The organism is Paenibacillus sp. FSL R7-0189 (assembly GCF_037969925.1).
GTDB classification, from domain to species: Bacteria; Bacillota; Bacilli; order Paenibacillales; family Paenibacillaceae; genus Paenibacillus_AQ; species Paenibacillus_AQ odorifer.
Genome location: NZ_CP150223.1, coordinates 5,026,888 through 5,040,685 on the forward strand (window position 1 = coordinate 5,026,888; position 13,798 = coordinate 5,040,685).

The window sequence follows — 13,798 nt, forward strand, 5'->3', positions numbered from 1 at the left end:
TAGCTATTGGAACTGAGTGGAGGAAATTATGTCTAACAAACGCAAGTGGACAACAACCCGTAAAATTCTGACGAGCATTGGTCTTGTCTTAGGCGCAGCTATTATAGGGATTGGAGTATATGCAGGGTATTTATATAAAAAGACGGATGATGCGATACAGCGTATGGCAGCTCCAGTCACCATCCAGCCCACAGCTGCTCCAGAGGAAAAAAAGGAGACGGTATCGGTTGAACCTATGATTTTTCTGCTAGCCGGGGTAGATAGTCGGGATGGCGGTGGTGGAGTAATGAATACCGATGTTCTGATGCTTGTCAGCTTCAATCCGGACACGAAGTCGACGAGTTTCTTATCATTACCACGGGATTTGTTGCTAAAACCTAAATCGTTGCCTTCCCGCAAAGCCAATTATTATTATGCTTATCATTACATAAAAGACAAAACAGAGGCTATTCCAAATACAAAAGAGTTCTTCAGCAATTTGCTCGGTCTGCCGATAGAGCACATGGTTGTGGTGAATTTTGATGTGTTGCAGAAGACCGTGGATTTGCTTGGCGGACTGACTATAGATGTCGATATGGATATGAAATATACCGATACGGCAGATGGTACACACATCGATTTAAAGAAAGGCTTGCAGAAGCTGGATGGCAAACAAGTTCTTGATTTTGTACGGTACCGTAAATCGAATCAAGGAACGGCTGAATCCTCCGATTTCCAGCGCAATGATCGGCAGCAGCAAGTAATCAAGCAGATTCTGGATAAGCTAGGAAATTTCCAAGGCGTGTCCCAATGGGGAAATGTATTGGATATCATTGGTGAAAATGTGAAGACGGATATTCCTCAAGCAGATCTGCAGCAGTGGTTATTCAACTTCCCTAAACTTAAACCAGAGCATATTAATTCCTTACATGTGGAATCTCTTTGGAAGAGTCCGTATGTCTATGTGAATAAAGAGGATCTAAAACAAGCACTTACTACTCTGAGTACGGAAGCAGGCGTCAGCTCCGAAAGCTCATTACACTTGGAGAATGTTGGGACGGTGGATTAACATCAAAAAACTGCTCTTAGGAGCAGTTTTTTTGTAGCTTTCTGCCGGCTGTGAGTTTATGTAGAAAATAAGGTGAAAGAGTTTTTTACCTCGTATTGAGCTTCCAATTAATAGTATAATAAGAACTCGTAGGAGTTATTTCAATATGTTGTAGAGAGCTTATCCACAATAACTTTATGCGAATACATACTCATATTTTTTTGAGGAATAAGGAGATGAGAGCATGACTGTAAAAACTACAGCGGAACAAATCCGCATTATCGAATACGATTCTTCTTATGCTGGGGCGGTCGCAGAAATGTGGAACCGCAGCAACGAAAGCTGGGGCGGAGGCACTAATCAGAGAACTGAGGACAGTGTGCGCCGTGAGATGGAGATCTCGTCCAATCTTAATGCCTTTCTTGCCGTTGATGGCAAAGAGGTAGTCGGCTTCTGCAGCTTCGCCCACTACCGTCAAGATGAAGGGGCTTTGTATGTCCCGCTATTAAATGTGCGCCCCGATTATCACGGATACAAGGTTGGCCGCAATCTGATTCTGAACGCTGTTCGCCAAACAATAGAAGCGGGCTGGCCACGTCTTGATCTGTTCACTTGGGCAGGTAATACGAAAGCCGTACCGATGTATAAGAAATGCGGATTTTTTTGGGAGAAAAATGAAGATTACGTCCATCTGATGAACTTCATTCCAACTGTATTGCAAACGGAAGCACTTGCTCCTTATTTTGAAGAACTGGATTGGTATGCAGACAGTACCCGTGAACTTCCCATCCAGCCAGATGGCCGCCAGGAGCGTGGCTTTGATTTCTTTGATTATACTTGGCAAAAGGGAGAACTCTCCTTGCGGGCGGAATTCGAGAAGACTGGCCGCGGTCTGACCGCTCTTGATACACCAGACTATGAAATCTCCACGGAGATTGATGATCATGATCTTGTGTTCGGTTCGACCTACAAGATTCGCTATCGCATCAAGAATCGTTCGGCGTCTGAGCTGGCCATTGAGATCGAAGGCCAGAACGATAAAAATATCCGTTTTACTCTATCTGCTGCGCGAACACTAGCACCAGGTGAAACGGTTATCGTGGAAGGTGATTTTGAGCTTGATTCGGTTCGGGAAGAGCAGAACGATAAGAAGACACACCCCGTTGTTTTGAGCAAGTGGATCATCGGTGGCAAGCGTGCTGAATTCCGCATTGGCGTTGCTCCTAAATTCCCACTCAAAATGAAGATAGCGCTGCCACACCGGGAACTATATCTGGGTCTTCCTTCGGAACTGTACCTTAATGTGGAGAATAATTTTGCTTCAGAAGCAGAATTTTCTTTTGATTTGCCCGAAGACGAATTCCTGATGTGGGCGGACCGTACAGTAAGCTTTACTGTTCCAGCTAAGAGTAAGGCTTCTATTCAAGTACCCTTTACCCTAAAGTCATACGGTCTTTATTCACAGGCTATTGAGGTAACGGCCGTTCCGGTTGGAGAGAAGGCAGTCACCTTTATCAGCAAGCTATCCGTTCTAATGAAGGGAACGCATGGCCGCTTTGGTGGGGAAAACGGGGATCAGTGGGTGGCTGTAAATGGCGCCTACTCCATTCATCTTAATAATACCGACAATGGAATGTGGATTGAATATCCCGGCTCGAGCCATAATTTCTGGTTGACCCATCCGAAGTTAGGCAAGCCATTCGCAGAAGAATTCTCTAAGAAACAGGCCAAAGAAGTAAAGATCTATTCTGAAGGGGAGAGTCAGGTGCTCGAAGCCCTTTACGAGTCGGAAGAATTTCCGGGTCTTGAGATAAAAAGAGTGGCTAAGCTATTTGCTAACGGAATCGCTGAGTTTTATAGCGAGGTCTGCAATACCAATAGTGACATCCTGGAAGAAGACATGTATCTGTTGACGAATTTCGGCTTTTTCGGTAAACAGCTTATCTTGCCATATCAGGGCCAATACGTGGACATGGGCGATGCTTACTCAGGCGATCCAAGTCTTTGGGACAGTGCACAAATTACGGAGAACTGGTTGTTCTGCAAGGAAGAGAACGTCACATGCGGAATCTGCTGGGATCCTTCGCTAAAATTACTTCGCCCGGAATACCCGCTTGGGCTGGAGCATAATCTTGGCCGAATCTCCGCTGGAGATGTCGTACGGACAAAAACTATGATGTTTGCTCTTAACACCTTCCTTAAGTGGTCGGAATTTCGCGCCTTTGCCCTAAAACAGCAGAATTCGGTCATACCGGTGTTGGATGACCATCTTGAGCTAACGCTCGGCGGTGGAAATCCGTTTGCGGCAGGGGCACTTCATGCCGAGCTAATCGAACGAAAGGTGACACCGCTTGATGGAAGCCTTGAATTGTATGTACAGGCTGATGGAGAAGAGGAGCGAAGTGTCGCTGAGATGGAGTTGCAAAGAGGACAAAATTTGCACTCCGCAGGTTTTGAGCTCTCTACTGAGGATACAGAATCACCAGAACACAACGAATCTGGCCGTAAGGTCCGGGTCGTCTATCGCGGTGAGGACCGCATTCAAGAGCGAACAGGCCTCTGGTTTCCACAAACGGAAACAAGCGTTGTTTGTGGGATAGAAGAAGGACCTGCGGGTCCCATTTACACAGTGACCAACGGAGTTCTATCTATTGCAGCTGCTCCTGATTTCGGCAGTGTTGTGCATTCCTTGAAGCACCGAGGAGAAGAGTGGTTGGACAGCACCTTTCCGAAAGCAGAACCACGCTCCTGGTGGAATCCTTGGCATGGTGGACTCGGTGTGGGTATTTCTGGAATAGGCGGATTTAGCCGGTTGCAGGAGCCAAGAAGCGCAGCTTGGACGGAGCAGATGGATGATCACGGCAACGTCTGGAAGGGTTTGAGACTGACCACTTCGATGGAGAAGCAGGAAGCAAACCGGGGGATCACGATCAATCAGCATTACCTCATGCTGCCCGGAGTTCCTGTGCTCTGTGTGTTGATTTCAGTAACCAATGAAAGTGGAATGACGCTGCCGCATTATTCGCTATCCGAGGATAGTTACTTTAAGCCTTCACCAATCTATTCGGAAGGCTGGATGGAGCTCCCAGAGGAAGGCAACTTCCCTATCGGGAAGGTCGAAGCCCATCTGGAATCCAAGGGGCTTATCCGAATCGGTGCAACTTCGCGTAAAGACATGCTGCATGTGGTGCATAGTTATCCTAATCAGAGAGCTATGTCTTACGTGAACAATAAGGTATTCACATATGGTGTGAATCACCATCTACTACTTCTGAACGGAGAAACCGCTTGGACACAGCCGACCTTCATGATCATGGGAGAGCTCGCTCTGGATCCAGAGGTAATTCGTAATCTTATGAAGGTGACCTTTGCTAGTGCTTCTGACAAAAAGGAGACTATAAATGCCAATCATTGATATTCACATACATCTGTCGGACATCGATAGCTTTCATCAGACAGCACAGGACCTCTCCAAAGTTGATTACACAGCTGCTGGGCTCAAAGCGGAGTTTGACAAGAACGACGTTGTTCTCGGCATTGGAATGGGGGTCACGGAGCAGACGAAGGGTGCCTTTCCTGACTCTGCCTCTCCCAATCCGATGGGGCTTGACTTGGAAGATAGTGTGCCGCCATTCTTAATGGAATGCGTGGGCATTAATCCGAATATGCTCGGAGGAAAGGATGCTTTGGATGAGCTGGACCGAATTGAGGCACGGCTGCAAGCTCCTGAGGTAGCTGGTATTAAGCTTTATGCCGGGTACTATCATCATTACGTTTATGACAAAATCTACTCGCCGATCTATGAGCTGGCGGCCAAGTATGGCACGCCTGTGGTTATTCATACCGGTGATACGTATTCGATGAATGGATTGCTTAAGTATGCGCATCCGCTTACCGTGGACGAACTAGCGTTCCAACGGCGCGACGTGAACTTTATGATCTGCCATTTAGGCGATCCATGGGTGATGGATGCTGCCGAAGTGGTCGCCAAGAATCCGAACGTCTATGCCGATTTGTCCGGTCTCGTTGTTGGTGATCGGCCTCATTTTCAGCGGTTCATGAATGAACCCCTGTTTATGGATCATTTTCGCCGGGCGCTGGTATACTCTGATCACTATGAAAAAATGTTGTTCGGTACCGATTGGCCACTCGCGCCTATTGACCTGTATGCGGAGTTCGTCCGCCGACTTGTGCCTGAGCAGCACCACGAGAAAGTATTTTATGAGAATGCCTTTGCATTATTCCCACGCATCCAGCAGAGAATTGCAGCGCTCTGAGCGGAGCGGGACAGTATATTTTAAGCGCAGGAAAATAATATAATTACGAACAAGCCATCCTTAGTTAGTACTAAAGGGTGGCTTATTTTTGCATTTGTATGAAACCATGCCTATTTTTAGATTGAGTTTCCAAATTTTAATCTTCCTTTTCTTTACTTAACAGATCAGCTAGCTCAACCGAATTCTTATTTCTTAAATCCAGCATCTTTTCGCTATTGCTAGCTTTAATCAGGAAACCATCTTTCGTTTTAAAATCCATATAAAGGCTGAATCCGACCACCTTTGAATTAGCGTAAGTAACAGTCATTCGATAAGTTGGTTGACCGACATCAACAGACCCGCGTACTTTTTTTACAGTTCTTATAGCATCTTCGAAGATTTGAAGGCTTTCACGGTCAGTATAAGTGATTTCTGTTGTTTCGGATACAAGATTGACACTTAAGATCTTTTGCGTGGGTCTGACTAATACAAATAATAAAATCAGTAAAATTATCAGTGAAAATGATAGAATACTAAATTTTTTCATAACCTGCCCTCCTTACTTAAGAATAATGCAGACCAATCACTTAGTTTCCAAAATAGTTATAAATTTCAGCTGAGTGTGCGTTGGTTATCTCATTGTTGGAATCTTATAAAAGTTCCTAGGGTTCTATTTATTATTTGCTACTGGACTGGTGAAACCTTTATTAAAATAATAAACGTCTAAGAATGTATACATATTTTAGAAATAATGTGCTTGCTTTTTAATTATACGTTTGTATAATGAATGTATTACACAAATGTATAACAAGGAGAAATAGGGATGAATATCAAAATCAAACGCTTGCCAGATGCTGAACTGGAAATTATGCTGGTGATTTGGCGAGCCGAGAGTTGGGTTAGCTCCTCTTACATTTTGAATCAACTGGGGGATAAACGTAAGTGGGCGCTTGCAACTTTGATGACAGTGCTGTCACGGCTGGTTGAAAAGGGCTTTCTATCTTGCGAAAAAGAAGGGCGGAGCAACCGTTATCTCGCTGCAATTTCTGAGACAGATTATAAAGAGAGCGAAGGGAAGTCTACCCTTGAAAAGCTTTTTGGCAACTCTGTGCAGGATATGGTGATGTCCTTATACAATGGGAAGGCGATTGATAAAAGCGATCTTGCTGAGTTGCGGGAAATGCTCGATAGAGTAGATAAGGAGGAATCCTGATGATAACAGGTCTTTTTACAGATTTTCTGGTTATCTCTGTGACCATAAGTTTAGTTATTATCGGCTTAATCACATTAACTCCCTTGTTAAGAAAACATTATTCGGCTAAGTTGAGCTATTGGATATGGTTGATCCTAACCCTGCGATTATTGTTGCCATTCAACTTTTCCTTTACCAATCCTCCTGTGGCGATTCAGCTACCCGAAGGTCAGGCCATAGCAACTGTCTTTCAAAGCTCAGTGTCCCAGAATTTGCAGGCGGATACGTCAGTAATCTCTCAGCCGGTCCAGACAGGGGATGTAAGCCATATCCCTTCTATAACTAATATCTTAGCGTACATCTGGGTTACTGGAGCTGTGCTTTTTTTAGGGTATCATTTGCTTAGTTATTTCTTTTTCAGAAAACAGGTATTACGTTGGAGCAGCCCTCTTCAGAGAGAGGATATGTTCTCCAAGCTCAAACAAGTCGCTAAAGAAATGCATGTAACACCCGCCATTCCGGTTCTGATAAGCAGTAAAGTTCCGAATCCGATGCTAATGGGTTTTTACAAGCCAACACTATTCTTGCCGCATGATCAATATAGTGAGGAAGAGCTGGAGTTTATCTTAAAACATGAGCTGGTCCATTACAAAAGGCATGACATCATATATAAGCTGTTGCTACTGATTGTGCAGGCAGTGCATTGGTTTAATCCATTGGTCTGGTTCATGGCACGCGAAGCTGTCCGCGAAATTGAAATTTATTGTGATGACACCGTTGTACGTAAGCAAAATGCAGCATATCGAAAGAAATACTGCGAAGCTATTTTATCGGTTATGCAAAGTAATGCTACTCGGCATGTAGCTTTATCAACGAATTTTGCAGGAGGAAAACACTCGATGAAGCAGCGATTCGGCAGTATTTTAAATATGAAAGAAAAACGAAATGGAGTAGGTGCATTTCTTGCGGTCTTAATGGTGGTTGGTATAACTGCAGTGCTAGCAGCCTGTACGAACCTAACCGGACAATCTACAGATACGGCGCTCAAACCAGGTACTATTTATTCCTACAGCTCTAGTGGTGAACAAGTTGTTGTGCGTGACGCTGGGAATACGTATTCCATGGACGAGGATGGTAATGTCTCTGTCTCCTATCGGAAAGGGGAGATCCAAGCGCAAACGCCTTTAAAACTTGATACGACTGGAACTGAAATGGGGATGGGGAGAGCGGATACCGGATTTTATATCTCCGAGGACAAAACCGCAATTGTATATGGATTTGCGGATGGTAAAGAATCCCCTCTACATGTATTAATCAGCGATGACATGGGGAAATCGTGGAATAACTACAACATTGAAGGTGCTAAGGGTTATGATGCCAAGTTCATCGGGTTTACTGACAAGCAAAATGGTTGGATCGTCTCCGGAGGTTCTGTAGGTGTGGGACGTTCGCTAAATTATGTATATCAGACCTCTGACGGCGGGAAGACATGGACGGAGCTTGGAAATCCTAACGATTTATACGCGGAAAGTTTAGCCGGGGCAGGGTTTTCTAACAAGGATATCGGATTCTTGGGGTTCAGATATTATGAAGATAATGGGCCTGTTATTTATTGGACTAAAGGTAAGGGTAAGTCATGGGAAAAGCTCGTGGTATCCCTGCCGGAAACCTTTGATGAATATCAAAAAACGCCGCTTTCACCTATTTTTAATGGAAAAGAGGGATTGTATCCTATTCTGCTCAGCAAAGAGGGCAACACTGTAGGTACCATCTATCTGTCGAGTAAGGACAACGGCCTGAAGTGGACGTATGATTCAGCATATGATCAAATGGGCGATTCTAAATAGGAGCAAGTGGAGCAGGGGGTGGTCTACAAAGATCCCGCCCCTTTTTTATATGGAGGGCTGACGATTTTAATATGTAGTGGCTTTTAATTGTATTTCGTACAGCTATTTTCGCTCGAAAAACTCGCTCCTGAAGATAGTTGTATTTTGTACACCTATTTTTTAGTTTTTTGCCGCTAAAGCTGATAACTGTGATTTTTAATTGTATAGAATACAGTTAAAGTGAGAAGTTAGCCTTTTACAGACGAAATAAGTGTATAGAGTGCAGTTATCTCATAGGTTGCATAAAGTTACAGCGATTTTTCTCCGAGGGTTGCCCAAAGGAGACCTTAAAGTCGGATAGCTACGATTTATCATTATCTGCTTAAACTTCCGCTACAAACCAAAAACACCAGGCAGAGCTTCTCCAATAATCGGATAGTCAATGCCTGGTTGTCTTTTTACTATTTTTTTAATAACGAGACTTTATTTGAATCTATCATCATCTGCTTTAGTATAACGCCTCGTCACCGATAAAAGAGGAATAAATTACTTTTTCCAGCCTCCACCGCTATGTGAGGAGGACTCTACATAGTCTACGTTGATTTTGCCAGTGCTCGTTCCTACCTCAGTGTTGAAATTATATTGTCGCAGGTTCCAATCATCGAAGGTTCCCTGCCAGTCATTATCTACGATGAAGGTGTAACGTGTTGTGGCGGAATTAGTGCCTCGAATATGAGAGCAGACTGCTCGTGATCCGTAGATACCCATTTTATAGCCTTTGGAATTTTTAGTACTGCTGTCTAGCACTGATTTTATGCCTTGAAAATAAGGTACTATATTGTTTGTGATTTCGGTAGAGGTCATATCGCGGTCTATGGCAAAATAAATCGGAGTGCTGCTGGTTTGTCCCAAATCACTTGCTAAGCCTACAGCCGTTTCAGCATCTTTAACACCATTGGCTTTCGTAAAATGATCGAGCGATTTGCTGATTTGATAAAGGGATATGATATATAATCCCCCATCTGAAATCCGTGTAATCTCAGCTGAGGTGAGACCATCCTGATATCCTTCCACGCGATTTAAATAGCGGCAAACGAATGTGAATTTATTATTTTTAAGTGTAGTTAATCTTGCTGCTGTTACATTTGTAGCTGTATCACAACCTAAAGCCATTGTAATTGCCTTCTTTCAATTATTTTGTTTAAGGTTTGGCGCCAACCTCCCTATCAATATATGAGAAAACTTTCACAGATTCTTGGGGGAACCACGAAATGAGAGAAAAAGAGGCAGATTGAGAGGATTAATAGAAGGAGAGACTTTGATCGCTTATTTTACTTTCATTATGGATGGAGGCGGGAAAGGTAGGAGCGCTGCACTAGTAAAGGATGGGATTACTTATGTATCAGCTAGTCACTGGGAAGCGGCAGGGTTGAAGGTTGTATGGGATAAATCGCATCAAAGAGCGAAGTTTACTGGATGGGGAAAAAAGATAGCCGTTCGTATTGGAAGTAAACAGGGAGTTTATATCTAACAGATTCCGCAGGACAAACTCGCTTGCTAACGAACCTTGGTTCGCAGTTATTCGATGCTGTTCAATTCGATTTTCAGAAGACGCCGAAAGGTCTAATCTATCTAACCGTAACAGATGTTTACGGAGAACCACATATCAATAATAAATGGTATACGATGATTATTAAGGATGGAATGGTCATTCGCCAGGAATGGACGAGGATTTTCTGCTGATTCGGTCCAATCAACAAGGTTTCCTCATGATGATAGATCGCAAAACAAGTGCCAAAACATTGTTGTACAAGGCACTTCTTGACGTAGAGCAGCAAAAATATGCCGAAACAAACGACCTTCCTTTTTTTGGAGATAATCTGAAGTTCCTGAAAAGAGAAGGGGATGCCCTGCTTTTTAATAATGAATATGTACAAGACGGTAAGGTTTATAAGTTTATGCTGGACGATTCATAATGGGGAGGCTGAGTGGCGTCTCCGCAGGTTATCATAGTAAGATTTGATCCCAAGGTTTAAGAACCTTGGTTTTTTTGCTAACTAGAATAGTATAAGATCATGCTTAAACGGGTCAATGATTCTCCTGGATTATAATATACATGGGGTTTGTCTGCGTTAAACGTGATAGAATCACCAGATTTTAATAGATATTCATTATCATTGACACGCAAAGACAATTCACCATCAAATACAGTGATTAATTCTTCAGTTCCTTCCATATGTGGATTGGCATCAAGGTATCCACCTTCGTCTATCTCGACTGTATAACCCTCAAATCGTTTGCTTTCATCAAATGGGAAAGATGGATACACTCGATATTTTCCGTTGTCTTCAAGCAGTGGTTGAATTTCATTTCTTAATATCACTCTTGTGTCAGGCTTTGGGTAATCTATTAGCGTAGAAAATGAAGTTTTTAATCCATTAGCGATCTTCCAAATGGTTGTAATGGTAGGTGTTGATTCGCCTCTTTCGATTTGACCAATCATTGTTTTGCTTACTCCTGTTAATTCTGCCACCTTTTCCAGGCTTAAATCTTTACTTCTTCTAATCTTTTTTATATTCTCCGCAATGATTTGATTTATCTCTTCCACGGTAATTCTCCACTCCCTATTTACTTTATAACGACCAAGATATACAATAAAACGCACATGAGGACGTTATAACGTTCGATAAATACATTATAACATACAAAAAGGGAAGGGGAGAAATGAGTTAGTGATTGTTTCTTTGTTTTTATATGCATTTGTTGCTAGCTTTACTCCGGGACCCAATAACATTATGGCAATGACTTTTGCAAACCAGTTTGGTTTACGAAAAACAATGAAATTCTGTTTAGGAGTGGGCACAGGTTTTTTCGTGATCATATTGTTATGTTGCTATTTTAATATACTTCTGATTAATCTTATCCCAAAGATTGAATCTATTATGGCTGTGATAGGCGGAGTCTACATGTTTTATTTAGCATTTAAAATTATTACAAGTAAACATCAAGAAAATGATGGAAGTGGCGATAAACACAACAGCTTTATTCCGGGTATGCTTTTACAATTTATTAATCCAAAAGGGATATTATATGGAATCACAGTTACATCTACATTTATTCTTACCTCTCATTCTTCCTATTTTAGTTTATTGAGTTACTCTATAGTCTTAGCTCTCATAGGTTTTATGGGCACTTTTAGTTGGTGTTTATGTGGTTCTCTTTTCAAAAAAATGATATCTAAATATAGAAGTCAATTTAATATACTGATGGGATTGTTGTTAGTGTATTGTGGAGTTTCGATAGTGATAGGATGAATAAATGAAGCCTCATGTCAATAACGCCATAACATTGAACCGGCTTGATAACCTGATCCCAATGTCCAAAATAACAAGTTATCGCCACGTTTGATCAAACCATGTTCAATTGCACAATATAAGGCCAGAAAGGGACTGCTTGTGCCAGTATAGCCATATTCGTCGGCTACATAAATTATTTTATGCTGATCCAGGTTCAGCTTAGCCTGAAGTAATTTAATATTAGCCAATGTAAATTGTGAAAAACAAAAAACTTGTATATCCTCGAATGTTAGGTGATGTTTGTTCAATAATTCAACAATAGATGTTTCCGCAAATCGTACACTGTCTATTCCGCTGAATCTCCCCCAGTGTAAGTAGCGGTGTTCAGCCCCATCACGCAAAGACTTAGCCAATCCTTGAGCGGGGTACACAATTTCTTCTGTAAAACGGCTGTCCGAAAGATACCTTACGTCAATTAATCCACTCTCTGAATGGTCTTTTTCTAAAATGAGGGCTACGGCGGCATCGCCAAAAATTGAATATGTTATTGGATGTGATGGATCAGCCCATAAATTTAAAAAATCCGAACCGATAACCAACGCTCTATCTCTATCAGGATCATCGTATAAAGTACGAGCAGCCTGTTCAACCGCAATAAACATTCCTATACAATTCCCATTCAAGTCATAGCAAAGCGTATCATCTTTACCTTTGATAGCTTTGTGAATAAGCAATGAATTCGTTGGTGATAGATATTCCGGAGTTGAGCTGGAAAAAAGAATCAGGTCTATATCTGCAGATTTCAATGTAGCACCATCAATTGCTTGTTGAGCGGCATTAATCGCCATCGTCAACGAGTTCTCCTTCGTTCCTTCAATAACATGGCGGTTTTTTCTGCCTGTCTTTTTAAGAATCCGCTTAATATCTATGCCTTGCTTTTGAAAATGGTCAATAAAATATTGGTTGTTAATCACTCTTTCAGGACAATAAATGGAGACTTGTTTTATCGAGATACCTTCTAACATAGCATGATCACCCCTTGTAATAATTTTGCAATCACATTACATTAAGTAATCTAAAAGTATCTGTTTACCTAACAACGCCTGCTCATTTCTATAAGCTTGTTTGTCCAAAAAAATTTGTGATGTTATAGTTTATTATCTTAATAAAGCATAACACTAATTAGTAAAAAATTCTATAAATTCCTAAAAGTGTAACAAAATCAACGAATCTAATATATCCACTAAAATTAAGTCCACAGCAACCATGTTGCGGGTGGACTTTTTTGCTTTTTATATTTTTGAATTAGGGATGAATAAATCAGTGGTACTTTACAAAAACTTTATTCGATTAAGTCACTACTTTGCCAAATCAGGAGGGGTTCTTATTAAACCATTTATCGTTATAGTAGCGCTATTACTCGTTACTGCTTGTTCGGGTAATAACTCGGCCAACAACCAAATGACTACTCAACAAACGAAGGTTGACAATCATGCTCGTAAAACTACTTCAACGTCAACTTTAACGCAAGCATCTTCCATTTCCACGGAGAATGCAGGGAATTCAACAATTAAGACTAAACAAGTTCCTGGCGATGTAACGAAATGGCTGGATGGGTTCATCCGCACCAATCCACCTACAGGAGGCACAACAGACCAAACAACGTATCCGCAGCAGTCGGCCAAACCACAATATTCTGCAAATCCGCAACATTCTGCTGTCCCGCAGAAGTCTGCAAATCCACAACCATCCGCCAATACATCCCAATTAGTACAGCAAGTATTGGATCTGGTGAATAAAGAAAGAACGAATGCAGGCTTGAAGCCCCTTAGTTTAAATAGCGAACTTTCGAAAATGGCTTTGGCTAAAGCGCAGGATATGTATGACAACAATTATTTTGACCATCAGTCTCCTACGTATGGATCTCCGTTTGATATGATGAAAGCCTTCGGGATCTCATACAATTCAGCAGGGGAAAACATCGCCAAAGGTCAGTCGAGTGCAGAAGAAGTAATGAACCAATGGATGAACAGTCCTGGCCATCGTGCCAACATCCTGAATAGCAGCTTCACAGAAATTGGAATAGGTTACTATAACAGCGAGTGGGTTCAAGAATTTATTGGTTAGTGCGATTAAAGTAATAAACTTAACAGGGGTGTCCTAATAAGCTAAAAGTGGCTGTAGGGCATCCCTACTTTTCT

The 13,798-nt window shown here is 42.0% G+C and carries 14 protein-coding genes; 10 read left to right on the top strand and 4 right to left on the bottom strand.

What is annotated here, in order from left to right; translation table 11 throughout:
• Positions 1–28: 28 nt before the first annotated feature.
• The 3 genes from MKY63_RS21945 to MKY63_RS21955 all read left to right on the top strand — a co-directional run bounded on the left by MKY63_RS21945 (position 29) and on the right by MKY63_RS21955 (position 5,304).
• Entirely contained in the window at positions 29–1,048 is a 1,020-nt protein-coding gene (locus tag MKY63_RS21945; protein ID WP_036688825.1) for an LCP family protein, read from the top strand.
• 223 nt (positions 1,049–1,271) lie between these two features.
• Positions 1,272–4,442, top strand: a complete 3,171-nt coding sequence (locus MKY63_RS21950; protein WP_076100257.1) for a GNAT family N-acetyltransferase — start codon at positions 1,272–1,274, stop codon at positions 4,440–4,442.
• Entirely contained in the window at positions 4,429–5,304 is an 876-nt protein-coding gene (locus MKY63_RS21955; protein WP_076100259.1) for a TatD family hydrolase, read from the top strand. The genes MKY63_RS21950 and MKY63_RS21955 overlap by 14 nt, the downstream gene beginning before the upstream one ends.
• A gap of 136 nt (positions 5,305–5,440) precedes the next feature.
• Here MKY63_RS21955 and MKY63_RS21960 read toward each other — a convergent pair whose 3' ends face one another.
• Positions 5,441–5,830 carry a hypothetical protein gene (locus tag MKY63_RS21960; protein WP_076100261.1) on the bottom strand — a complete coding sequence of 130 codons (390 nt, stop codon included), beginning with the start codon at positions 5,828–5,830 and terminating at the stop codon, positions 5,441–5,443.
• 276 nt (positions 5,831–6,106) lie between these two features.
• Between MKY63_RS21960 and MKY63_RS21965 the strand changes: the two genes are divergently transcribed.
• Both MKY63_RS21965 and MKY63_RS21970 read left to right on the top strand, forming a co-directional pair.
• A complete protein-coding gene (locus MKY63_RS21965; protein ID WP_076100263.1) occupies positions 6,107–6,496 on the top strand; it encodes a BlaI/MecI/CopY family transcriptional regulator in 390 nt (129 codons plus the stop codon).
• Positions 6,496–8,322 carry a M56 family metallopeptidase gene (locus MKY63_RS21970; RefSeq protein WP_076100265.1) on the top strand — a complete coding sequence of 609 codons (1,827 nt, stop codon included), beginning with the start codon at positions 6,496–6,498 and terminating at the stop codon, positions 8,320–8,322. Before MKY63_RS21965 ends, MKY63_RS21970 begins: the two co-directional genes overlap by 1 nt.
• A 525-nt stretch (positions 8,323–8,847) precedes the next feature.
• Here the strand turns inward: MKY63_RS21970 and MKY63_RS21975 are convergent.
• Positions 8,848–9,474 carry a glycoside hydrolase domain-containing protein gene (locus MKY63_RS21975; protein ID WP_036688810.1) on the bottom strand — a complete coding sequence of 209 codons (627 nt, stop codon included), beginning with the start codon at positions 9,472–9,474 and terminating at the stop codon, positions 8,848–8,850.
• Positions 9,475–9,592: 118 nt separating this feature from the next.
• Between MKY63_RS21975 and MKY63_RS21980 the strand changes: the two genes are divergently transcribed.
• The 3 genes from MKY63_RS21980 to MKY63_RS21990 are packed head-to-tail and all read left to right on the top strand — an operon-like array spanning position 9,593 to position 10,277.
• A complete protein-coding gene (locus tag MKY63_RS21980) occupies positions 9,593–9,832 on the top strand; it encodes a hypothetical protein (protein WP_076100267.1) in 240 nt (79 codons plus the stop codon).
• Positions 9,833–9,855: 23 nt separating this feature from the next.
• Positions 9,856–10,044, top strand: a complete 189-nt coding sequence (locus tag MKY63_RS21985) for a hypothetical protein (RefSeq protein WP_036688806.1) — start codon at positions 9,856–9,858, stop codon at positions 10,042–10,044.
• A gap of 26 nt (positions 10,045–10,070) precedes the next feature.
• A complete protein-coding gene (locus MKY63_RS21990; protein ID WP_143763128.1) occupies positions 10,071–10,277 on the top strand; it encodes a hypothetical protein in 207 nt (68 codons plus the stop codon).
• Between the two features lie 77 nt (positions 10,278–10,354).
• On the opposite strand, the gene MKY63_RS21995 is transcribed toward MKY63_RS21990, so the two are convergent.
• Positions 10,355–10,909 (bottom strand): XRE family transcriptional regulator, encoded by a 555-nt coding sequence (locus MKY63_RS21995; RefSeq protein ID WP_038572120.1) that lies wholly within the window; start codon positions 10,907–10,909, stop codon positions 10,355–10,357.
• 124 nt (positions 10,910–11,033) lie between these two features.
• Between MKY63_RS21995 and MKY63_RS22000 the strand changes: the two genes are divergently transcribed.
• A complete protein-coding gene (locus MKY63_RS22000; RefSeq protein ID WP_076213374.1) occupies positions 11,034–11,615 on the top strand; it encodes a LysE family transporter in 582 nt (193 codons plus the stop codon).
• A 17-nt stretch (positions 11,616–11,632) separates the two neighbouring features.
• Here the strand turns inward: MKY63_RS22000 and MKY63_RS22005 are convergent, their stop codons facing one another.
• Positions 11,633–12,622 (bottom strand): ketoacyl-ACP synthase III, encoded by a 990-nt coding sequence (locus MKY63_RS22005; protein WP_036688791.1) that lies wholly within the window; start codon positions 12,620–12,622, stop codon positions 11,633–11,635.
• Between the two features lie 298 nt (positions 12,623–12,920).
• Here MKY63_RS22005 and MKY63_RS22010 point away from each other — a divergent pair, with 298 nt between their 5' ends.
• Positions 12,921–13,724: a CAP domain-containing protein gene (locus tag MKY63_RS22010; protein WP_339809818.1), complete on the top strand. Its 804-nt coding sequence runs from the start codon at positions 12,921–12,923 to the stop codon at positions 13,722–13,724.
• Positions 13,725–13,798 lie beyond the last annotated feature (74 nt).